The sequence below is a fragment of the Bartonella sp. EBT8 genome, assembly GCF_055796165.1.
Map to the genome: position 1 here is coordinate 46,863 of NZ_JBTTDJ010000009.1, position 22,086 is coordinate 68,948.

Consider the following 22,086-nt stretch of genomic DNA (forward strand, 5'->3'; position numbering starts at 1 on the left):
GAAAAGAATATGAAGATGCAAATCTTGAAAACAATTGCCGAGGTACGCCGGTGTCTCGCAGAAGAAAGACGTTTAGGACACTCTATTGGTTTTGTTCCAACCATGGGGGCACTGCATAAAGGTCACCTTGCATTAGTACAGCAAGCAAAGGCTATGTGTGACGTGAGTGTGGTTTCTATTTTTGTCAATCCAAAGCAATTTGGTCCCCATGAAGATTTTGATAAATATCCAAGAGATTTGGCCGGTGATTGTTCTTTGTTGAAGCAAGCAGGTGTTGAGTATGTTTTTGCACCTTCTGTAGAAGAAATGTGGCCACAGGGAAATGACACAATTGTGAAGGTAGAAAAATTATCGCGTATTTTGATGGGAAGATTACGTCCAGGACATTTTTGTGGTGTGACCAGCGTTGTTGCTAAGCTTTTTAATATTGTTCAACCCGATAAAGCTTTTTTTGGGGAAAAAGATTTTCAACAAATTTTGATTATTCGTCGTATGGTTGAGGATTTAGCTTTTCCTATTGAAATTATTGGTGTGCCTATTTTACGTGATGCAGATGGTGTGGCCAGCTCTTCACGTAATCAGCTTTTAACATTAGAAGAACGCAAAGCGGCAAAAATTATTCCTGAAAGCGGCAAAGCTGTTGAAAGGCTTTATCGCCAAGGGGAACGCTCCATTGATAAATTGTGTCAAATTGTTCGTGATATTTTACAGCAAGAATCCCGCGCGATCATTGAATCAATAGATTTACGAGATATGGAAACTTTATCTATAGTTAAGGGGATGTTAGAGAAACCCGCAGTTTTATTACTCACTGTTCGTTTTGGTGAGGTTAGGCTTATTGATCAATATATTTTGCAATAGAAGGGCTTAAAATGAGTGTACAGAAAACCATAAAGCGTATAACTGCTTCTGAAATAAAGTCGAGAAAAGGACAAAAACCAATTGTATCCTTAACAGCTTACCAAGCTTATAGTGCGCGGATTGCTGATCCATATTGTGACTTTCTTTTGGTTGGTGATAGCGTTGGGATGGTTGTGCATGGGTTTGAAACAACACTCCCTGTCAGTGTTGATATGATGATTTTGCATGGGCAAGCAGTTATGCGTGGGTCTAAAAAGGCATTAGTGGTTGTTGATATGCCTTTTGGTTCTTATGAAGAAAGTCCAGAACAAGCTTTTTCTAATGCGTCACGGATTGTTGCAGAAACAGGGTGTGGTGCAATTAAGCTTGAAGGTGGTGTTTATATAGCAGAAACAATTGATTTCTTGTGTAAACGCGGTATTCCCATTATGAGCCATATTGGTCTTACACCACAGTCCGTAAATCGTTTTGGTGGTTTTAAGACGCAAGGGCGTGATGAAAGTAATTGGCGACAAATTGAAGAAGACGCGATAGCGATTGAACAAGCAGGGGCCTTTGCTGTTGTTGTGGAAGGGGTTATCGAACCATTAGCGGTAAAGCTTACAAAAATGCTTTCTATTCCTACTATTGGCATTGGAGCATCTAATCAATGTGATGGGCAAATATTGGTGATGGAAGATATGTTGGGCTATGGCACTTTGGTTCCTAAATTTGTACGCCGTTATGGGGCTCTTGAACAAGCAATGGAGACTGCAATTAAGAACTATGCAGAAGATGTTACATCTCGTGCTTTTCCAGCGGATAAGGAAGTTTATAGATTTAAATAAAATCTTGTTTCATTTAAAATCTTTACAAGAGAGAATTTATTATTGAAACTTTGATAAAATTAATGAGCATTCTCTCATATGTCCTTTATTCATGTATTCATGTTCAATTTGAACTCTGATTTTTTTGCTTGCCATTCGTTGATATTATGGAAATGAGTAAATTTCTAAGTCTTCTGGGATATTACTGATAGTATTTTTCAGAAGAGCTTGGCATTTAACAGCAGTTGCTTTTGTTTGTTTAAAGCGACAAGTTATTATCAAGGCAAAAATTTTAGGCTATCAGATACTTATAGAGTAGCGGATTTATTCTTTTGTTATTGTATTCAAGCAGGTAATAAGGAAAAAAGGTAAGAGGACCAATATTCGTTTTTTAAAGGAGAGCGATAAAAGATGAATGATGGAAGGAGAATATTAGTATGATCTCTGAGTATCAAGAGTACTAAAACGGATTAAAAAGGCATTTTCAATTTGTTGTGTAGAGTAGGGTTGCAAATTGAGATCATTGGATAGGATATTATTTGGAGAACCAAAATAGCGGAGAGCTTCTTCTGTATTAAATCCAGCAAGCGTAATAGCTTCGTAAAATGCAGCGATACGGTCAGCTTGTTTGATTTTTTTTAAAAGCTTTTGAGAAAGATCAACAGGGAGAGAAAAGCGCATGTGGACAGCATCTTGTATTCGTTTTTCGATAAGTTCATATTGTTTTCCTATCACAGCTTTAAAGGGTGAAATCATATCACCGATGACATATTCCGGTGCATCATGAAGAAGAGCACACAAGCATTCATCACTATGCGATTGCGGAAAAAGCTTTTGGAATATTTTCTCTACCAAAAGTGAATGTTGTGCGACGGAATAGGCATGTTCTCCTCGTGTTTGACCGTTCCAACGTGCAACGCGGGCGAGTCCATGGGCAATATCTTCGATTTCAACATCAAGAGGAGAAGGGTTCAGCAAATCAAGTCGTCGACCAGAAAGCATTCTTTGCCAAGCGCGTGCTTGTCCATTTCGTGATAATTCAGCTTTAGCCATGAGTTAAGTTCCTATAGTGCTTTCAGGAAAGGTAAAGTTCATATTTTCAGCAATACTTATGGTGACGGGAAGATTTTCTACTGTCAAGGGAAGAGCTTTGTCCATAGCATCTTTGACATGATCAATACGCATTAAAGCGAGAGCTTCATTTGCAACACATGTTCCCAAGTAACCAAGTATTTTTGTTCCAGCTGCAATGCTAGAACCTAAGGTTAATTCATGCTGACTTTTGATAATTAAAATACGGCGTCGCGCCGCACGACGGTGATGCATTCGTGAAACAACTTCTTGCCCTATATAACAGCCTTTATCAAATGCTAATCCACCAATTTGATCGTAGTTAATATCATGAGGAAAGACTTTCCCTATTTCATAGTCTTGACCGCTTTCAGCAATTGCATAACGGATACGCAATCGCTTCCAATGGTCATGAGATTCTGGAACAAAAAAGGGCGTCTTCCCATAGATTCGTATTATTTTTTCGTTTTGTGGAAATCGTTTATCTATAAAACTTGAATCAAAATCTAAACTATCTGATTCATTATTCCAACAAACTGTAACAACTTCTTGTAATGGTTGTGTAATTTCCACTTTTTTATGAAGTTTATAGAGGAGCAAGCGTTTATAGAAGATATCAGCTAAAGAGACAATAATCTCAATGAGATAACCATCCTCTCTTTTTCCGATAAGGAAATCAGCAATCACTTTCCCTTGTGGTGATAAAAGAGCTCCAGGAAACATTTCTTGTGCACCGATTTTTGTCACATCGGTTGTGATAAGAACTTGCAAAAAATCTGTTGCTTCTTCACCAGTAACTTTAATAACTCTACGGTTTGTAAAAAAAATGGCATTTTGTTTTTCAATCATGGTGCTTGCCTTTCTACCAAAAGTTACATAATCGATAAAGAGATGATATGTAAGGAGCACGGCTATGTTTAAAATATTTGATACAATTTTTAAAGGCGCAACACTTGTAAATCATGATGGAAGTAGTAAGCGCGATATTGGTATTACGAATGGCCGTATTGCTGAGATTGGTGATTTGACATGTGCATCTGCTGGTGAGGTCATTGATTGTACAGGGCTCCATATTTTGCCAGGGATTATTGATAGCCAAGTTCATTTTCGCGAACCGGGCAATGAACATAAGGAGGATTTAGAAAGCGGCTCCTATTCTGCAGTGTTGGGAGGGGTGACAGCAGTGTTTGAAATGCCTAATACCAATCCATTAACCACGTCGGAAGAAGCATTGGCCGATAAGATGAAACGCGCATTTCATAGGATGCATTGTGATTTTGCATTTTGGGTTGGAGGGACACGTGAAAATGCACATCAGATCTCTGAATTAGAAAGACTTCCTGGTGCTGCTGGAATTAAAGTCTTCATGGGGTCTTCTACCGGTGATCTCTTGGTAGATGATGATGAAAGTGTACGTCTTATTTTGCAAAACACACATCGTCGTGCAGCTTTTCATTCTGAAGATGAGGCAAGGCTTAGAGAGCGTAAAGTGTTACAAATTGAAGGGGACGCCTCATCGCATCCGGTTTGGCGTGATGAAGTTGCAGCATTAAAATGTACGCAGCGCTTAGTAAAAATTGCGCATGAAACAAAGGCACGTATCCATGTGTTGCACCTTTCTACAGCAGAAGAAATTGATTTTCTAAAAAAACATAAAGATGTGGCAACAATTGAAGTTACGCAGCATCATTTGACTTTAACTGCGGATGATTATCAACGATTTGGCACATTGATTCAAATGAATCCACCGATTCGTGAGAGTCGCCACCGTGAATCTCTTTGGTACGGCCTTCAGCAAGGTATTGTTGATGTGTTAGGCTCTGATCACGCTCCTCATACGCTTGAAGAAAAGAGCAAGGCTTATCCTGCTTCACCTTCGGGGATGACAGGTGTGCAAACAACAGCAGCAATTATGCTAACCCATGTCAATGCGGGAAAGATATCTCTTGAACGTTTTGTTGATCTCACTTCACATGGTCCTAGCCGCGTTTTTGGTATAAGCTGTAAAGGGCGTCTTGCTGTTGGATATGATGCTGACTTAACCATTGTTGATCTTAAACGAGAAGAAGTTATTACAAATGCGTTGATTGGTTCGCGTGCAGGGTGGACACCTTATGATGGTCAAAAGGTTAAAGGCTGGCCTGTTGGGACCATTATCCGTGGTATGCGCGTTATGTGGGAAGGTGAAATTATCACCCCTTCGCAAGGTGAACCTGTTAAATTTATAGAGGCTTTGGTGTAACCACATAAAATTGATGAGTTTTATGAAATAATTTTATGGGTGAAAAGGTGCTTATGGTGGTTATTATACGAAGATAAAAGCATATTGAGGCTTTATTCTTAAAAACTTACCATACTTTATACAAGGCAAGCTTATTGAGCTATTCATTTTAAGAATATTATCAGTGGAATAGATTAGATCGAGTGTTTGGTAATTTTTGTACAGGTTGATTGTCATAATAGGTGAGAAGATTTTCAGATAAGGCTCTTCCTTCTTGGATGTATCTTTGATGTGCTGTAACTGCTGATTGTGTACAATGATGATAATTTTCTGAAAAAGCACGATAGGCTCCATTAAACGCTTCGTAAAAATAAGCGCGTCTTTGCGGCATTGGCTGTTCTGCCTCAATAAGTGCACTCATGTAGTCATACCATTGGTTTGTTGGAGTACTGCAAAGATTTTGCAGAGAGTGAAGGGATCCAAAAATTTCTGCTAGCCGTAGCAATTTTGTCTCATAGGGCGGAGATTGTTGAGCAAAAGCTGGTGTTAAAGTTAAAAAAATGATATTTATCAAAATATTACGCATTAATTTATTTGCTTCCTTTTAATAAATTTTTCTACCATTACAATCACGAAAATGGTTCTCTTGTAGAGCATATGTTAAAAGATAGGGCGCAAATAAATTTATGCGTCATTATCAATGAGCAAGCGTGTTATACAATCTAGGGCATAAAGAGAGTAAGGAAAGCGTCATAGAGATTTATTAAAGATTCTAAAAAACTTTGTGTGGTTAAAAATTTCAATTTTTTTGGATACAATTTTTTTTCTGTCAATTTAGAAAGTGTTTTGCAGATTTTTCTCTAGGATGTTTTTTTATCAAGAAGAAGGGTGGTTTTTATCGGTAGATTACTCTTATCCAAGCAAATAAAGCGGATTGTTTTTGTGATAGATGATGGATACAGCATTCGATGGAATGGGTTAAGGATAAGAATTTTACATAAGATATATGAAAGTTTTAACTTAAAACTACATAATGCAATGATTTTGGGTAAAATTCATCTTAAAGAGCGGTAAATAATATCGCTAATGGAGTATTATGATGAGAGAGTTGCGATTCTATAACACGCTTACACGTAAAAAAGAGATTTTTACACCAATAGATACAACGAGAGTCCGTCTTTATGTTTGTGGTCCAACGGTTTATGATTACGCTCATATAGGGAATGCACGCCCAGTCATTGTTTTTGACATGTTATTTCGTTTATTGCGTCATATTTATGGTAAAGAGCATGTTCTATACGCACGTAATATTACAGATGTAGATGATAAAATTAATGCACGAGCAGCTTGCGAATATCCAGAATTAGCACTTAATGATGCTATTCGTCGATTAACGGAGCGTACCTATTCTCAATTTCAACAAGACACGATAGCGCTTGGTTGTTTATTGCCAACCAGTCAGCCCCGTGCAACAGATCATTTAGAAGAGATGCGCTCTTTGATTGAACGGTTGCTTGAAAAAGGACATGCTTATATAGCGGAAAATCATATCTTGTTTTCTGTAAGCAGTATAAAAAAACATCCCTTTTATGGATCATTTGCAAAACGCTCCTTAGAAGAAATGAGGGCGGGGGCCCGTGTCGATGTTGCTGCTTATAAAAGGGAGGAGATGGATTTTGTTTTATGGAAGCCCTCTGTAGAGGGAGAACCAGGTTGGACATCGCCAGCAGGTATTTCTGTTTTAGGTCGTCCAGGATGGCATATTGAATGTTCTGCAATGTCAATGGCAAAACTATTGGCACCCTATGGTGGTGGTTTGTCTTGTGACGATCCGACAGCAAGTATTTTTGATATCCATGGTGGTGGCATTGATTTGATTTTTCCTCATCATGAAAATGAGATTGCGCAAAGTTGTTCGGCTTTTGGAACTGAGCGAATGGCTAATCTTTGGATGCATAATGGTTTTCTGCAGGTTGAAGGCCAAAAGATGTCTAAAAGCCTTGGCAATTTTATTACTATTCGTTCTGTTTTAGAGAATGATTTTTTTAAGATTAATGATGTTTTATCAAATGAAATGAAACAAAATTGGGCTGGTTTGTCTGCACGTTTTTCAATGTTACAGACGCATTATCGTGAACCATTAAATTGGACAACTCAACGTTTAGTGAACTCTAGTAGAGAGCTGCATCGTTGGTATAAATTGCTTCGTCGTGACAGAAGATGTGTAGAGAAGAATGAAGCTCCTGATAATTCTTTGATCAATGCATTAAGTGATGATCTTAATACTCCGAATGCATTTGCTCTTTTGCGACAATTTTATAAAATAGGTGATGCTGTAGCTCTGGCAAATGCGATGAGTTTATTTGGGTTGTTAAACCAAGAGTGGGTTCGAGACGTAGAGTGCCCATTATTTATGAAAAAAACACTTTTTGATTCAAAATTTATCGAACAACGCATTGCCGAAAGGCTACAGCTTATCCATAATAAAGAGTGGGCAGCTGCGGATATTATTCGTGATGAGCTTGCAGCCGGGGGGGTTTCTTTAAAAGATGAAAAAGATCCACAGACTGGCGAGCGTATAACTGTATGGGATATAAGACACTTATAATTCCGATATTCTCGCAGCTCCTATAACAAGGGAGATAATTTGATGGAATTTTTATATCATTATGGTCATATTGCACTTAAATTAGTTGTAGGTCTTATAGCCTTCCTCTTCATTTTAAGAACAACAGGGCGTGGAAGTCTTAGTCAAATGACACCGGTTGATTTGGTAAGCAATTTCGTGATGGGGAGTATTATTGGAGGCGTTATTTATAGTCAGGATGTTAGCAGCGTTCAATTGTTGCTTGTTTTATTCATTTGGCAAGCTCTCATTGCATCTCTTAATTTTTTGGCATGCTATTCAGTTTTTTTTCGTCGTCTTATTTCTGGGCAAAACATTGCATTGGTTTTAGATGGTGTATTTCAAATGGATGAGATTAAAAAGTTAGGTATCAGCGTGAATGAACTGATTACGATGTTGCGTATTAAAGGCTGTAGTTTACATGAAGCCGCGTTTGTTCATTTAGAAACCAGTGGGGATTGTTCTGTTGTTAAAAAAGAAGAAGGGAAAAAGTCTGTCATTTTGGTAGAAAATGGTGAGGTTATAGATGGTGGTCTTCAAGAAATTGGTAAATCAAAGACATGGCTTAAAGCAGAATTAAAAAAAAAGCATGTCAAGGTTGAGAATTTATTTGCAGCGGAATGGTATGAGAATAGAGATCAAAATAATAAACCTTATAGTGGATTATTTCTTGTCCCCTTTTCAAAAACAGTCTAGGCTCAAATGCTGATGCCTATAGTTACTAAAAGTGTATAATGATGATCTGTAAATGGCAAGAGGGGAGGCGTTATCGTGCTTGTTAAGTGGATGATAGAGAAATAAGAACTGTATGAAACAGAATGAAATAACAAAAACTGTATCGTCAGATACAGGTCAGACTTTTCGCACACTTTATAATTTATGGCCTTATATGTGGCCAGCGGATCGGCGCGATCTAAAAACGCGTGTTTTATGGGCAATATTTTATCTTGTTTTAGCCAAGCTAGTTCTCATATCTGTACCGTATTTCTTTAAATATGCTATAGATGCTCTTGCTGCGAGCCTTTCTGTGTGGAGATCATCTAGTTATATCGTTCCTATCATGCTTGTTTTGGCATATAATGTTGCACGGATTGTCCAAGCTGCATTAAATCAGTTGCGCGATTCTCTGTTTGCAACCGTTGGTCAGCATGCTATTCGCCAATTAGCCTATAAGACCTTTATACATATCCATGAATTATCTTTGCGATTTCATTTGGAAAAGCGAACTGGTGGGCTTTCTCGTGTGATTGAGCGTGGCACAAAGGGAATTGAAGCAATCGTTAGATTTTCGATTCTAAATACAGTCCCAACGGTTTTCGAATTTGTTTTGACAGCACTTGTCTTTTATATAGGTTATGGATGGCATTATCTGCTCATAGTTGTAATAATGGTTGGTCTTTACATTTGGTTTACAATTAAGGCAAGTGATTGGCGCATTCGTATTCGGCAAGAAATGAATATGGCAGATACTGAAGCCAATACGCGTGCTGTTGATTCTCTTTTGAATTTTGAAACGGTTAAATATTTTTGCAATGAAACTCTGGAAGCACATCGATTTGATTCCTCGATGGAAAATTATGAAAAAGCAGCAACAAAAATTTGGACATCGTTAAGCTGGCTTAATTTTGGTCAGGCTCTTATTTTTGGTATTGGAATGGCTATTCTGATGTTGATGTCAGCTTATGAGGTTTTTTATGAGACACAAACTTTAGGGGATTTTGTTTTTATTAATGCACTTTTAATACAGCTCTCTATTCCATTAAATTTTATTGGGTCAATTTATCGTGATGTTCGTCAAGGCTTAACTGACATTGAAGCTATGTTTGATCTTTTAGATGTTCAGCAAGAGATTATCGATAAATCAGATGCTCAACCATTAACGGTGAGTTGTGGTACTATTCGGTTTAATCAAGTAAGATTTTCTTATGAAGCGTCTCGTCAGATTCTCAAAGATGTTGATTTTGAAATTCCTGGAGGAAAAACAGTTGCGATTGTTGGACCATCTGGTGCTGGCAAATCGACAATTTCTCGATTACTTTTTCGCTTTTATGATGTCGATTCTGGTTCCATCACAATTGATGGACAAGATATCCGTGATGTAACGCAAAAAAGTTTACGTGAAGCTATTGGCATGGTACCACAGGATACGGTGTTATTTAATAATACAATTGCTTATAACATTTGCTATGGTCGTCCATCTGCTACAGAGGAAGAAATGCGCAAAGCTGCCGAAATGGCACAGATATCAAAATTTATTGAGGTGCTTCCAGAAGGCTTTCAGTCTATGGTAGGTGAGCGTGGACTTAAGCTATCAGGTGGTGAAAAACAACGTGTCGCTATTGCACGGACATTGTTAAAAGCTCCTCCCCTTCTTATTCTGGACGAAGCAACAGCGGCTCTTGATACGGCAACAGAACAGGAAATTCAACAAGCCTTAGATATTGTAAGCCGTGGGCGTACAACATTAATAATTGCTCATCGTCTTTCTACTGTTATCAATGCTGATGAAATTTTGGTTCTTAAAAATGGCCGTATTATTGAAAATGGGACGCATATACAACTGTTACATAAGAAGGGTCTTTATGCTTCAATGTGGAATAAGCAGCTTGAAGCATCGCAAGCTGAAGAAAAATTACGTAAAATGCGTGAAGAAGATGAGATAGGTATGGTTAATCATAAAAAATAAGCTGTGCAAATGTGACCTATAACTTTATATGGAGTGGTTAATTAAGTACATAAAAGGGTAAGGAAGAACCAAAAAATTATTACTTGTTTCAATTATCTATGAATAGGAAATTATATGAGTATTCTACAATCTATCCATAATAGCTTTGTGCCAATTCATAAAGAAGGTTACCCTTTTATCGTAGCATTTTTTATCCTTTCGCTCATTCTTGGTTGGATATGGAGTCCGTTATTTTGGTGTGGTTTACTTCTTACTGTGTGGTGTATATATTTTTTCCGTGATCCATATCGTATCATTCCTTTGAATGCAAATTGGGTTATCTCTCCTGCTGATGGGCGTATTTCATTCGTTGAACCCTGTGTTCCTCCTGAAGAATTGGGATTAGGGAAGGAAGAAATGATCCGCATTTCTGTGTTTATGAATGTTTTTTCATGCCATATCAATCGTATTCCCATAAGTGGGACAGTAGAATCTATAATTTATCGTCCAGGTCATTTTATCAATGCTGAGCTTGATAAGGCTAGTCAATTTAATGAGCGTAATGGGATGGTGATTGACAGCAAACATGGTAAAATCGGTGTTGTGCAGATAGCTGGGATGGTTGCACGTCGAATTATTTGTTGGTCAAAAGAGAATGATTCTGTCGTTACTGGAGAACGATTTGGATTAATTCGCTTTGGTTCTCGTCTTGATATTTATATACCAACTGGAGTGAAACTGCGTGTTGCGGTTGGTCAGATGGCGATTGCGGGAGAAACAGTTTTAGCTTCTTTTGACGATAAGAGTGCTACAACGGATTTCAGATTTGATTAGGACGAACAATGAAAAATTTTTCACTATTTTCTTCATTTAATCCTGAGGGACAGCATGATGATGGTGCAAATCGCTGGCGTTCACCTACACCGATGCGCTATGTCATACCCAATGTCATCACTATTTTAGCGATTTGCGCAGGAATGAGCAGTATTCGTTTGGCTTTTGAGCATCGCTATGAAGCTGCTATTTTAATGGTGCTTTTAGCAGCAATCTTAGATGGCGCTGATGGACGTATCGCCCGTTTGATGGATGGCAGTTCATCTTTTGGGGCGCAGATGGATTCTCTTGCTGATGTGGTTAATTTTGGTGTTGCGCCTGCGCTTATTGTTTACTCCTTTGTTTTAGCTCAAGCACACCAAGTAGGTTGGGTGGCCGCTCTTGTTTATTGTGTTGCTTGTTGTTTGCGGCTAGCGCGTTTTAATGTGATGTTGGATGATAAAAATATACCAAAATGGCGAGGAAATTATTTTGTTGGTGTTCCTGCACCAGCAGGAGCATTATTGCTTTTATTGCCTATGTATTTGGGAGCTCTTGGTTTGATGCCAAGTTGGAGCTGGGCATTGTTTTTTAGTCTTTATACTGTACTTATTGCTTTTCTATTGGTTAGTCGTTTACCGGTCTGGAATGCAAAAACAATTGACCAAAATTTGAGACGTGATATTGTCATACCGTGCATGCTCGGTATTGTTATTTATGTAGGTTTTCTTGCAACTTATACATGGCACACCTTATTAATTACAGCTGTTTGCTATATGATTTTTCTCCCTTGTAGTTTTGTAGCTTATCATAAACGAGCGATTTTGGAAGAAAAAAAGATCAACACAAAAACTATCCAAAAATCATAGAGCTTTATATTTTACAAAAAAACAAAAGGAAAAAGAACTTCAAGTTAGTTTTTTTGTTTCTGTTCTATGTCTATATTCAATCAGGAGCATGATAATCCATAAATCTATTTTTACGGACATTAAAGAGTTTGCCTGTTTCTTTTAAATAAGGTGAGGCTAAATGTGCTATTTTTTCTGCAACTTCTTGTGGTGAGGGAAGAGTTTGAGGATCTTCACCAGGTATGGCTTGTGCACGCATGGCAGTGCGTGTTGCACCGGGATCAACACAATTAATTTTGATAGGGGTTTGTTTTAGCTCTTCTGCCCAGCATCGAGCAATAATTTCCAAAGCAGCTTTAGAGGCAGCATAAGGTCCCCAAAAAGCACGTGCAACATGAGCAACGCTTGAGGATAAAAAAATTGCTCGTCCAGCATCAGATTTACGCAATAGAGGTTCTACGGTTTTCATTAAGCGCCATTGGCTGATGAGATTTATTTGAAAAACATCTTCAAATACAGCATTCTCGATATGGGATACTGGTGAGAGCATCCCAAGAATTCCTGCATTTGCAACGATAATATCAAGTTTTTTCCAGCGTTCAGCAATTGAAACGCTAAGAGTATCAATATTTTCCATATGATGTAAGTCAAGTGGAACGAGTGTTGCATGTGCGCCTTTTTCTCGGATTTTATTATCAAGTTCAGTGAGTCCACTTATTGTTCGTGCAAGAGCGATAATATGAGCACCGCGTGCTGCGAGCTCTAATGCTAAATGGTAGCCGATACCTCTTGAAGCACCGGTAATAAGTGCAACACGACCAAAGAGACTAAAATCAGGTTTTGTCATCATTAATTTCTTGTTTTAAGAACGGACTCTTGATGAATTTGGGGAATGCTTTCTTGATCAACGAGATGTGTAGGGTAATGTCCAGTAAAATAATGATCAGTAAATTGCGGATCAGTATTATTTCGTTTTTCTCCTGCCACAGCAAGATAAAGACCATCCGTTGAAAGAAATTCTAATGAATCGGCTCCAACAAAATTGCACATGGATTTTAAATCTGGATATTGATTAGCCAACAGGCTTTCAACTTTAGGTGTATCAATACCATAGAAATCGGGATAAAAAATCATAGGGCTAGAAATGCGCATATGAACTTCTTTTGCTCCCGCATCACGGAGCATTCGTACAATCTTGAGGGATGTTGTCCCCCGTACAATGGAATCATCGACAAGAATAACACGTTTTCCTTTGATGACAGAACGATTTGCAGAATGTTTTAATTTTACTCCAAACGCGCGAATTTGTTGTGTTGGTTCAATAAATGTGCGGCCAACATAGTGGTTACGAATAATACCAAGCTCAAAAGGAATTCCAATTTCTTGTGCATAGCCAATTGCAGCAGGTGTTCCGCCATCGGGAACGGGGACTACGACATCACCCTCACAAGGTGCTTCTTGAGCTAAATGGATTCCCATATTTTTACGTACCGTGTAAACACTCCGCCCTCCAACAATTGAATCAGGACGTGCAAAATAAACATATTCAAAAAGGCAAAGTTTCTCTGGCCTATCATTCTCTGGTTCTATAATTTTTTTAGTAATTTCCCCATTTTTCTGTATTTCACAAATGATAATTTCTCCATTTTTGACATCGCGCACATATTTTGCTCCAATAATATCAAGAGCACAGGTCTCAGAACAAAAAATTGGTTTACCATCAAGCTCACCCATCACGAGAGGTCGAATCCCTGTAGGATCCCGTGCAGCAATAAGCTTAGTACGTGTGAGTGCCAACATGGCATATCCACCTTCCACTTGCCGAATAGCATCAACAAAGCGATCAGAGGATGATTCATAACGGGAACGTGCAATGAGATGAAGAAAAACTTCTGAATCTGATGTTGATTGACAGATAGCACCAGAAGCAATGAGTTTGCGGCGTAATGTAAGACCATTGGTAAGATTGCCATTATGAGCAATAGCAATCCCTCCAGCTTTTAATTCTGCAAAAAGAGGCTGAACATTGCGTAATGCTATTTCTCCAGTTGTTGAATAACGGGTATGTCCGATAGCAAGTTTCCCCGGTAGTCGAGCGAGCGTTGCGGGGTTTGTATAGTGATCACCGACAAGACCTAGATGCTTTTCTTGATGAAACATTTTATTGTGGTAAGAGACAATACCAGCTGCCTCTTGTCCACGATGCTGAAGTGCATGAAGCCCGAGAGCCGTTAATGTTGCGGCATCTTCATGACCAAGAATACCAAAAACTCCACACTCTTCATGAAGGGTATCGTCATCTAATGAAAAATTCTGACAGGAAACTTCGCTTTTTATCATCATATTCTTTCAGTTGTGATATGAAGAGTGGTTTTTCATACTTCATATATTATTTAGAACTTTTTCTCTATGAAGAATTATTTCGCATTTGGCTGAATTACTTTTTCATGAGAGTGTTTACCCTGTGTCTTAGTATCGTCTGTTTTAAAAATTTTTTCTGCTTTTTCGAGAACAGTGTCGAGGTCTTTAGGAAGGATTTTCCAAACTTTTTGTCCCAGTGAATCTAAGAGAGGTTTTGTTGTTGCATTTTTTAACCAGTTAGCTTGGTGTTCCGGTTTAATAAGCGCATTAATGAGGAGCATACCGATAACCATGATAAATAAACCACGAAGCGCCCCAAAAACAAAACCGATAGTACGGTCAAGGATACCAATCCGACTATCAATAATAAAATCGGATATTTTCATTGTAATAATTGAAGTAATAATAAGAACAACAACAAAGATCGTAAATAATGTTGTGATCAATGCAATCATTTTATTAGAGAGATATTGCTCAAAGAAGGGCAAGAAAGGCTTGAATAAAAACAGTGTGGCACCAGCTGCGATTGCCCAGGAAACCAAAGAGAGTACCTCGCGTGAAAATCCTCGAAGCATAGCGAGAAAAGCGGATAACAGGATGACTGCTACGACAATTCCATCAAGGACTGTTATGACCATTTGTTTGTTCCTTATCCATAAAGTTGTGTTTTTTAAGTTAGTATACAAATGCGTTTCTTGTTATGCTATTTTTTATTCTTATAGCAAGGGTCTTTTGTATTTTGTAGAGTTTTTTCTATATTATCATACGTGGAGCGTGGATCATTTTTTACCTGTAGTAATGGCAGCGACCAGTTCAGGAAGGTCAGAGAATGTTGTTTGTTGAAAATTAAGCAATTGCATCTTTTCTGTTGTAGTAGTGGAGTGAACGGCTCCCTGAAACCCAAGTTTTTTTGCTTCATTGATGCGTTGTACTGAATGCGCAACAGCGCGGGTAGCTCCTGAAAGGCTGATTTCACCAAAATAGACATAATCTTTTGGAAGAGGAATGTTTGCAAGAGAGGATACCAAAGCTGCTGCAACAGCTAAATCAGCTGCTGGTTCTGCTATGCGATATCCACCCGCAACGTTAAGATAGACATCGTGTTGTCCAAAGCGAACTCCACAATGAGCTTCTAAAACAGCAAGAATCATTGAAAGACGATTTCCATCCCATCCCACAACAGCGCGTCGTGGTGTTCCAAGTGAAGAGGGAGCAACAAGCGCTTGAATTTCTACGAGTATAGGGCGTGTTCCTTCCATTCCTGCAAAAACAGCTGTGCCTGGTGCTTTTTCATTTCGTTCACCTAAAAAAAGTTCGGATGGATTTATGACTTCCCGCAACCCTTGATTAGACATTTCAAAAACACCAATTTCATCCGTTGGCCCAAAGCGGTTTTTTACAGTTCTAAGGATTCGATAATGATGCCCCCCTTCACCTTCAAAATAGAGAACAGCATCAACCATATGTTCTACAACACGGGGACCAGCAATTTGTCCATCTTTTGTAACATGCCCAACAAGGACAACAGCTGCTCCTGTTTTTTTTGCAAAGCGGATCATTGCTTGAGCACCAATACGCACTTGTGTGACCGTACCTGGTGCTGAATCCGCTGCATCAGACCATAGAGTTTGAATGGAATCGATAATAACCATATCAAGGTCTTTATGTTCGTTTAATGTTGCAAGAATATCTTCAACATTGGTTTCAGCGGCGAGTTTAACTTTTGTATTTTCAGCACCAAGTCTTTGTGCACGAAGGCATATTTGTGCAATGGCTTCTTCACCTGAAACATAGATGACATTATGTCCCTTTCGCGATAAAGCAGCAGCGGTTTGTGTGAGTAATGTTGATTTTCCAATACCTGGATCTCCACCAACAAGTAATGCTGATCCACGAACAAATCCCCCACCAGTAACACGATCAAACTCATCGATGCCAGAATGGATGCGCGGAGCATCTTGAAGATTTCCAGAAAGAGACGTAAGGGCAACTATACGTCCTTTACGGATATTTTGCATTGGTCCACTAGCAATACCACTATTTTCATTTTCTTCGCTAAGGGAATTCCATTCGCCACAGGAATTGCATTTCCCAGCCCAGCGTGAATGAATGGTTCCACAATTTTGGCAAATAAATTGAAGACGGTTACGTGCCATGATGATTTAACCAATTTGTTCTGGAAGATAATGACTATCTGCCAGATCACTGAAGCGTGTAAAATCAGACTGAAAGGCAAGATGAACGGTCCCTGTTGGCCCATGGCGCTGTTTTGCGACAATAACGTCAGCTTTTCCAAAAGCTTTATCCATTGTATTTTGCCATCTTTCATATTCAAGCGTGCCTATCTTTGGTTCTTCATTTTTGAGATAATATTCTTCACGATAGACAAAAAGCACGATGTCAGCATCTTGCTCAATAGAACCAGATTCTCGTAAATCGGAGAGTTGTGGACGTTTATCTGTACGATTTTCAACTTGGCGGGAAAGTTGTGAAAGAGCAATGATAGGAATATTCAATTCTTTCGCCAATGCTTTTAATCCTGTAGTAATTTCTGTAATTTCTTGAACACGATTTTCAGAGGAACGCTTTGAATTGCTTGTCATTAACTGGATATAGTCAATAATTAAAACATCCAAACCGTGTTGTCGCTTGAGACGGCGTGCGCGTGCTGCCAATTGCGTGATTGAAATACCGCCAGTTTGATCGATATAAAGCGGTGCTTTTTGTAAGCGATTCATTGCACGGATGATTTTTGCAAATTGTTCTTCTGTGATATTTCCACGGCGGATATCAGAAGAAGAAACCTCTGTCTGTTCAGAAATAATACGAGTTGCTAGCTGTTCTGATGACATTTCCAGCGAGAAAAATCCAACAACGCCTCCTTCATTTTCCTGTTTTGAGCCATCACGCTTGCAAGCATTGGCAATATTAAAGGCAATATTGGTAGCAAGAGAGGTTTTCCCCATACCAGGGCGTCCAGCGAGAATAATGAGATCAGACTTTTGTAATCCTCCCATTTTTTCATCAAGTGTTTTAATATGAGTAGCTATTCCTGATAAGTGCGATGAACGCTTTTTAGCAGCACTTGCCATGTCAAGAGCTTTTTTGACAGCTTCATTGAAGTTTTCAAATCCCCCTCCATATTTTCCCTTTTCTGCTAGTTCAAATAAATGTTGTTCAACTGTTTCAATTTGCCTAGATGGCGTAAGCTCTACAGGAGCATCAAAGGCCGTATTAACAACTTGAGTTCCAATATTAATCAACGAGCGTCTGAGAAAAAGATCATAGATGACCCGCCCATAATCTTCGGTATTAATGATTGTTACGGCTTCTTTGGTTAAACGAACAACATAATTATATACGGTAATATCGGCAATTTTTTCTTCCGCTGGAATGAAGGGTTTTATGGTAACCGGATCTGCAACTTTTCCTTTTTCGATAAGATGGGATAAAACAGCGTAGATTTTTTGATGCAGTGGTTCAAAAAAATGTTCAGGCTTCAAAAAATCTGAAACGCGATCATGAGCTTCATTGTTGATGAGAAGTGCTCCAAGAAGGGCCTGTTCAGCTTCGATATTATGTGGGAGTTGTTGGAAAGAAGGAGGCTCTTCTTTATGTGAAGAGTTAAAATTAATGACGCTGGTTTCTTCCATGACAGTTTCTCTCATCAAAATTTCGCATTTAACTATTTTTGGCAATCAATCGAGCATTTTATATGAAAAGGATAGGAGACAAAATCTTCGTTTTTTCAATCCTTTTTTGTGTTCTCTTCAATTTCTGATTCATTCTTTGCCTATTACTGGAGCTTATTCCTTTATATTTTCATAATATAGAAATTTTAGAAAATATGTAAATTTTCTAAATTGCACTTTTGGTGTTTAAAAAAAACACAATGCTGTATCTTAAATGTTTTAATGTTATGGGATGCTAAAACTTTAGTATCGCACTAAGTAAAATTATTTTTCTTTATAATAAGAATTATTTTAAATAAGAAGGAACGATATAACCAATTTACACCTTTATAGAAAGATCATTTTTTAAATTAGGGGCTGAGAAATTTTGATTTCTATTTTAATAAAAAATGGGTGGGAATATTTTTTCTGACTATTTTTATACACCATACTAAAGATTATTTTTTTCATAAGAATTTAGTTTTCATGACAACACAACCGAACATTTAGCCTAAAAGGCTAAATGTTCGGTTGTGTATCAATATTGTTCAATGATAAAAAAACAGAAAGTGCAAGATAGAGAATAAAAATATTAGTTAAGCTTCTTTATCAATGTCATTTGCATCATTATCGTTGATTTCTTCTGTTGATAGCTCTTCCTGTTTTTCTTCTACTGATTCTTTTTGGATATCATAGATTGCTTCAGCAGAAGTTAGAGTTTCACCTTCTGCTTGGCGTTGTGCTTCATTGGCTGAACGTGCAACATTAATGATCACAGAAATTTGAACTTCAGGGTGTACACTAAGAGTGATGGTGTGGAGGCCAATCGTTTTTATTGGATGATTCAGTTCAATCTGATTGCGTCCAATAGAAAATCCTTCATTTGTTATAATTTCAGAAATATCACGCGTTGTTACAGATCCGTAAAGTTGTCCTGTTTCACCAGCTGAACGAACGGCAATAAATGATTTACCATCAAGTTTTTCAGCAATTTTTTGTGCTTCACTTTTGCGTTCAAGATTACGCGCTTCAAGTTGTGCACGTTGTATTTCAAAATGTTTTTTATTAACTTCATTAGCGCGCAAAGCTTTGCCTTGAGGTAAAAGGAAGTTACGTGCGTAACCATCCTTAACCGAGACAATATCACCCATTTGACCAAGACGAGGAATGCGCTCAAGTAGAATAATATCCATAGTTTATCCTTTCGAAAAAATAAATTTAGTGAAGTTTTTTGCGTGATTCAAAGTTGTATTGAATAGCTGCCCAAATACCCATCAAGAGCATCATGAAAGAAATAGGTGGAGCAAAAATGACGGTTAAAATGGCAATATAAACAAGAGAGAGTATGAGAATACGGCCATTGATTCCTTTTGTAATATTATGGAGATATGCTAAACCACTGATTAAGATGGTGACAGTATAAGCAGTGCTAAAGACAAGTGCGCTCAAATTGAGAGAAGCGCTCAATTCAACCATTGATACTAAGCAAACAACAATAAAAATAATAATTCCAGAAATTGGAACACGCAGAGTATTGCTCCAATCATCACGAGGCCTTTTCAGCCACTTCATATGTTGAGCTGTTATTATCGAAAAATAAAGATTACCAATGAGAAAAATCAAACTATAAATTGTTAGAGCGATAGCTGTTAAAGTTGCTGCATTCGCCATTAAAAAATCACTAAAAGCGAGTATATCTGTTTCTTTTAGTGACTGGGATTGTTGCATGGCTTGTGCTATATCTGTAGTAACTTTTTTTGCAATAAGAGGTGTAGATGGACGGGTTTGGATATAGAGCCCGATGAAGGTCGCTATAAGGGCGATGAAGTTTGTTAAATGAAAAATAACTGATGATAGTGGATACCATATCAGTGTATTTTCCTTATGATCTGGTCGTGCAAGCCCAAGGAGCCAAGCAGCATAGACAGCAGGAAGAAAAAATAACAACATAAAGCTAAGAGCAGTATAGATATTAGTGGTTATAATAAAAATAACAGTTGCACTTATGAGTGCAACGAAGCTGGCTAATGTTCCTTGACTAAAAGCAACTATAAAAATTGGGAATGAAAGAAAGCAACTAAGAAGAAGAGAAAAATAGGGTGCGATATTCGCAACACTGATGATTGCCATTCCTATGACAACAGCAAAAAGCCCCGCCAAAATACCGGTCATTATCTTATAAAAATGAAAGTTTTTCATTTATCGCTGTCCTGCCTTTTGCAGTTAGGGGCAATTACAATGCCTCAACTTTTGATATCTTTACGTCGTATATAGCCCACAATCAATTATTTTACCAGATCATACAGGAAAAGCGACTGGGGAGTTTCCCCAGTTGCGTAATGTGTTGATAACTTACCTTATAACGTATGGAAGTAATCCTAGAAAACGAGCACGCTTAATGGCATTTGCTAATTCACGCTGTTTTTTTTGACTAACAGCTGTAATCCGCGAAGGAACGATTTTCCCTCGTTCTGAAATATAACGTTGCAATAATTTGACATCTTTGTAATCAATTTTAGGAGCATTAGCACCTAAAAACGGACATGTTTTACGACGACGATGAAAAGGACGACGTGTTGCAGTTTGATTCATATCGGTCATCACTCTACTCCTTCTATGGCATCTTCACGTTGACGACGTGGAAAGCGAGGGCGCTCCTCATCGTGACCATTACGATCAATACGTGAAAATAGAGGAGATTTCTCTTTTTCGTGTTTTTCTACGCGAATGGTCATATAACGCAAAATGTCTTCATTGATACGCATTTGGCGTTCAACTTCAGCAATTGCTGCGGCTGGTGCATCGATATTAACCAGTACATAATAAGCTTTACGATTTTTGCGAATACGATAAGCGAGGGGACGAAGCCCCCAATTTTCTACACGCCCAACTTTTCCACCATGCGCTTCAATGACACCTTTGTAGACACTCAAAAGTTCATCAATTTGTTGCGGTGCAATATCCTGTCGGGCAAGGAACATATGTTCATAAAGAGCCATTGCTTTGCCTTTCTTCAATTAAACTTTACCGGTTTTAGCGCAAAGCCTCTGCGACTTGTCTTTTTTGGAACTCCAAAGAAGAAAGGACGCGCTTACAATCTGAGACATCCGAGAGCGGAGACACAGGAGGTCAGAAACATTGCGTTTCCTACTGGTAACTTTCCAGCCCTCCGTTCAACCTCCAGCCAAAGTGCCGGTAACAAACATTTGACGTTTACAACTTATCTTTTAAAATAGCAAGTTTATGCGTATAAAAAAATTGATTTATTAAATCTTGATATATTTCCTATAGAGTTTACCCTTTTTACAAAAAGATGATGCTGTAAAGCCACAAAGATGAGGCAAGGAAGAATGGATTATTTAAACTGGATTGATGTTGCACTTTTTAAAATGCTTACAGGCAATCATCAATCTTGGCCGATTTTAGTTGCGTTTAGTATTTTTTGTGCGAAGTTTTTGATTTATATTATTCCACTACATCTTTGTGTGTTATGGTTTTATGGTGAAGAGAAAGAGCGATGTGTAGCACTAAGTATTTTTGTGAGTATTTGTGTGTCTCTTTTTATAGGTTATCTCATTTCTCTTATTTATTTTCATCCACGCCCATTTGTTATGGGGTTAACGGCACCACTGATTAAGCATCGTGCAACCGCTTCTTTTCCTAGCAATCATGCTTTGACATTTGCATCTTATATGGCAAGCCTTTATTTTTATAGATACAAAATTGCGTCTCAGTTTGCAGCGGTGTTTTTATGTTTGATTTGTTGGGGGCGTATCTTTGTTGGTGTACATTATCCTCTTGATGTTTTAGCGGGTACAATTTTAGGCAGTTTTATAAGCTGGGGTATCATTCAGTTTATAGCACCGTATTTTCCTAAGTTTTTATATCAAATTCCGTCATTCGTTAAGAAAAGACATAAAAATCAATAAGTCGTGTTAAAAACAAGGGAATTTATGGCTATTGATTCTATTCTCTGTCTTGAGATGAATGATATTCTCTTTCACATCTTTCCAACCAATTCGTACCGTATCACTACGGCGTGGATCCGTATACAAAAGAACATCAATCCATACGCGCTCGTGTATACCACGGGATCAATGGTGATAATATTTCTCAACATCTTCTTCTGTCCAAACAGGAAAC

21 protein-coding genes and 1 pseudogene are annotated in these 22,086 nt (G+C 38.1%); 9 read left to right on the forward strand and 13 right to left on the reverse strand.

All coding sequences use genetic code 11. The features are described 5' to 3' along the window. Nucleotides 1-15 precede the first annotated feature (15 nt). Both panC and panB read left to right on the forward strand, forming a co-directional pair. The gene (panC, locus tag AC0QT4_RS06400) at nucleotides 16-861 is read left to right on the forward strand and encodes a pantoate--beta-alanine ligase (RefSeq protein ID WP_473200892.1); all 846 of its coding nucleotides are present in this window, start codon (nucleotides 16-18) and stop codon (nucleotides 859-861) included. 11 nt (nucleotides 862-872) lie between these two features. After that, nucleotides 873-1,688 (forward strand): 3-methyl-2-oxobutanoate hydroxymethyltransferase, encoded by an 816-nt coding sequence (gene panB / locus AC0QT4_RS06405; protein WP_473200893.1) that lies wholly within the window; start codon nucleotides 873-875, stop codon nucleotides 1,686-1,688. A 411-nt stretch (nucleotides 1,689-2,099) separates the two neighbouring features. On the opposite strand, the gene AC0QT4_RS06410 is transcribed toward panB, so the two are convergent. Both AC0QT4_RS06410 and ygfZ read right to left on the reverse strand, forming a co-directional pair. Next, on the reverse strand, nucleotides 2,100-2,720 hold the full coding sequence (locus AC0QT4_RS06410; RefSeq protein WP_473200894.1) for a YfbR-like 5'-deoxynucleotidase: 621 nt from the start codon (nucleotides 2,718-2,720) through the stop codon (nucleotides 2,100-2,102). A 3-nt stretch (nucleotides 2,721-2,723) separates the two neighbouring features. Continuing rightward, the gene (gene ygfZ, locus AC0QT4_RS06415) at nucleotides 2,724-3,587 is read right to left on the reverse strand and encodes a CAF17-like 4Fe-4S cluster assembly/insertion protein YgfZ (protein ID WP_473200895.1); all 864 of its coding nucleotides are present in this window, start codon (nucleotides 3,585-3,587) and stop codon (nucleotides 2,724-2,726) included. 64 nt (nucleotides 3,588-3,651) lie between these two features. Here ygfZ and AC0QT4_RS06420 point away from each other — a divergent pair, with 64 nt between their 5' ends. Next, a complete protein-coding gene (locus AC0QT4_RS06420) occupies nucleotides 3,652-4,980 on the forward strand; it encodes a dihydroorotase (protein WP_473200896.1) in 1,329 nt (442 codons plus the stop codon). A gap of 160 nt (nucleotides 4,981-5,140) precedes the next feature. Here AC0QT4_RS06420 and AC0QT4_RS06425 read toward each other — a convergent pair whose 3' ends face one another. Next, nucleotides 5,141-5,545 carry a TIGR02301 family protein gene (locus AC0QT4_RS06425; protein ID WP_473200897.1) on the reverse strand — a complete coding sequence of 135 codons (405 nt, stop codon included), beginning with the start codon at nucleotides 5,543-5,545 and terminating at the stop codon, nucleotides 5,141-5,143. 513 nt (nucleotides 5,546-6,058) lie between these two features. Between AC0QT4_RS06425 and cysS the strand changes: the two genes are divergently transcribed. The 5 genes from cysS to pssA all read left to right on the forward strand — a co-directional run bounded on the left by cysS (nucleotide 6,059) and on the right by pssA (nucleotide 11,932). Further along, entirely contained in the window at nucleotides 6,059-7,567 is a 1,509-nt protein-coding gene (cysS, locus tag AC0QT4_RS06430) for a cysteine--tRNA ligase (protein ID WP_473200911.1), read from the forward strand. A 42-nt stretch (nucleotides 7,568-7,609) separates the two neighbouring features. Continuing rightward, the gene (locus tag AC0QT4_RS06435; protein WP_473200898.1) at nucleotides 7,610-8,281 is read left to right on the forward strand and encodes a DUF421 domain-containing protein; all 672 of its coding nucleotides are present in this window, start codon (nucleotides 7,610-7,612) and stop codon (nucleotides 8,279-8,281) included. Between the two features lie 112 nt (nucleotides 8,282-8,393). Further along, the gene (locus AC0QT4_RS06440; protein WP_473200899.1) at nucleotides 8,394-10,271 is read left to right on the forward strand and encodes an ABCB family ABC transporter ATP-binding protein/permease; all 1,878 of its coding nucleotides are present in this window, start codon (nucleotides 8,394-8,396) and stop codon (nucleotides 10,269-10,271) included. A 114-nt stretch (nucleotides 10,272-10,385) separates the two neighbouring features. Beyond that, entirely contained in the window at nucleotides 10,386-11,084 is a 699-nt protein-coding gene (locus AC0QT4_RS06445) for a phosphatidylserine decarboxylase (RefSeq protein ID WP_473200900.1), read from the forward strand. Between the two features lie 8 nt (nucleotides 11,085-11,092). Next, on the forward strand, nucleotides 11,093-11,932 hold the full coding sequence (pssA, locus tag AC0QT4_RS06450; protein WP_473200901.1) for a CDP-diacylglycerol--serine O-phosphatidyltransferase: 840 nt from the start codon (nucleotides 11,093-11,095) through the stop codon (nucleotides 11,930-11,932). Between the two features lie 76 nt (nucleotides 11,933-12,008). On the opposite strand, the gene AC0QT4_RS06455 is transcribed toward pssA, so the two are convergent. The 9 genes from AC0QT4_RS06455 to rpsF all read right to left on the reverse strand — a co-directional run bounded on the left by AC0QT4_RS06455 (nucleotide 12,009) and on the right by rpsF (nucleotide 20,942). Continuing rightward, a complete protein-coding gene (locus AC0QT4_RS06455; RefSeq protein ID WP_473200912.1) occupies nucleotides 12,009-12,758 on the reverse strand; it encodes an SDR family NAD(P)-dependent oxidoreductase in 750 nt (249 codons plus the stop codon). Nucleotides 12,759-12,760: 2 nt separating this feature from the next. Next, the gene (purF, locus tag AC0QT4_RS06460) at nucleotides 12,761-14,254 is read right to left on the reverse strand and encodes an amidophosphoribosyltransferase (protein ID WP_473200902.1); all 1,494 of its coding nucleotides are present in this window, start codon (nucleotides 14,252-14,254) and stop codon (nucleotides 12,761-12,763) included. Nucleotides 14,255-14,328: 74 nt separating this feature from the next. Next, nucleotides 14,329-14,910, reverse strand: coding sequence for a CvpA family protein (locus AC0QT4_RS06465; RefSeq protein WP_473200903.1), 582 nt, complete (start codon nucleotides 14,908-14,910; stop codon nucleotides 14,329-14,331). Nucleotides 14,911-15,051: 141 nt separating this feature from the next. Continuing rightward, on the reverse strand, nucleotides 15,052-16,428 hold the full coding sequence (gene radA / locus AC0QT4_RS06470) for a DNA repair protein RadA (protein WP_473200904.1): 1,377 nt from the start codon (nucleotides 16,426-16,428) through the stop codon (nucleotides 15,052-15,054). A 6-nt stretch (nucleotides 16,429-16,434) separates the two neighbouring features. Next, the gene (locus tag AC0QT4_RS06475; protein WP_473200905.1) at nucleotides 16,435-17,925 is read right to left on the reverse strand and encodes a replicative DNA helicase; all 1,491 of its coding nucleotides are present in this window, start codon (nucleotides 17,923-17,925) and stop codon (nucleotides 16,435-16,437) included. Between the two features lie 614 nt (nucleotides 17,926-18,539). Further along, nucleotides 18,540-19,136 carry a 50S ribosomal protein L9 gene (rplI, locus tag AC0QT4_RS06480; protein ID WP_473200906.1) on the reverse strand — a complete coding sequence of 199 codons (597 nt, stop codon included), beginning with the start codon at nucleotides 19,134-19,136 and terminating at the stop codon, nucleotides 18,540-18,542. Between the two features lie 25 nt (nucleotides 19,137-19,161). After that, nucleotides 19,162-20,142 (reverse strand): hypothetical protein, encoded by a 981-nt coding sequence (locus AC0QT4_RS06485; protein ID WP_473200907.1) that lies wholly within the window; start codon nucleotides 20,140-20,142, stop codon nucleotides 19,162-19,164. A gap of 153 nt (nucleotides 20,143-20,295) precedes the next feature. Further along, nucleotides 20,296-20,544 carry a 30S ribosomal protein S18 gene (gene rpsR / locus AC0QT4_RS06490; RefSeq protein ID WP_473200908.1) on the reverse strand — a complete coding sequence of 83 codons (249 nt, stop codon included), beginning with the start codon at nucleotides 20,542-20,544 and terminating at the stop codon, nucleotides 20,296-20,298. After that, nucleotides 20,544-20,942, reverse strand: a complete 399-nt coding sequence (rpsF, locus tag AC0QT4_RS06495; protein ID WP_473200909.1) for a 30S ribosomal protein S6 — start codon at nucleotides 20,940-20,942, stop codon at nucleotides 20,544-20,546. The genes rpsR and rpsF overlap by 1 nt, the downstream gene beginning before the upstream one ends. A gap of 351 nt (nucleotides 20,943-21,293) precedes the next feature. On the opposite strand from rpsF, the gene AC0QT4_RS06500 reads away from it, so the two are divergent. After that, nucleotides 21,294-21,872 (forward strand): undecaprenyl-diphosphatase, encoded by a 579-nt coding sequence (locus AC0QT4_RS06500; protein WP_473200910.1) that lies wholly within the window; start codon nucleotides 21,294-21,296, stop codon nucleotides 21,870-21,872. 42 nt (nucleotides 21,873-21,914) lie between these two features. Here AC0QT4_RS06500 and AC0QT4_RS06505 read toward each other — a convergent pair. After that, a pseudogene (locus AC0QT4_RS06505) lies at nucleotides 21,915-22,086 on the reverse strand (tyrosine-type recombinase/integrase); the annotation flags it as partial.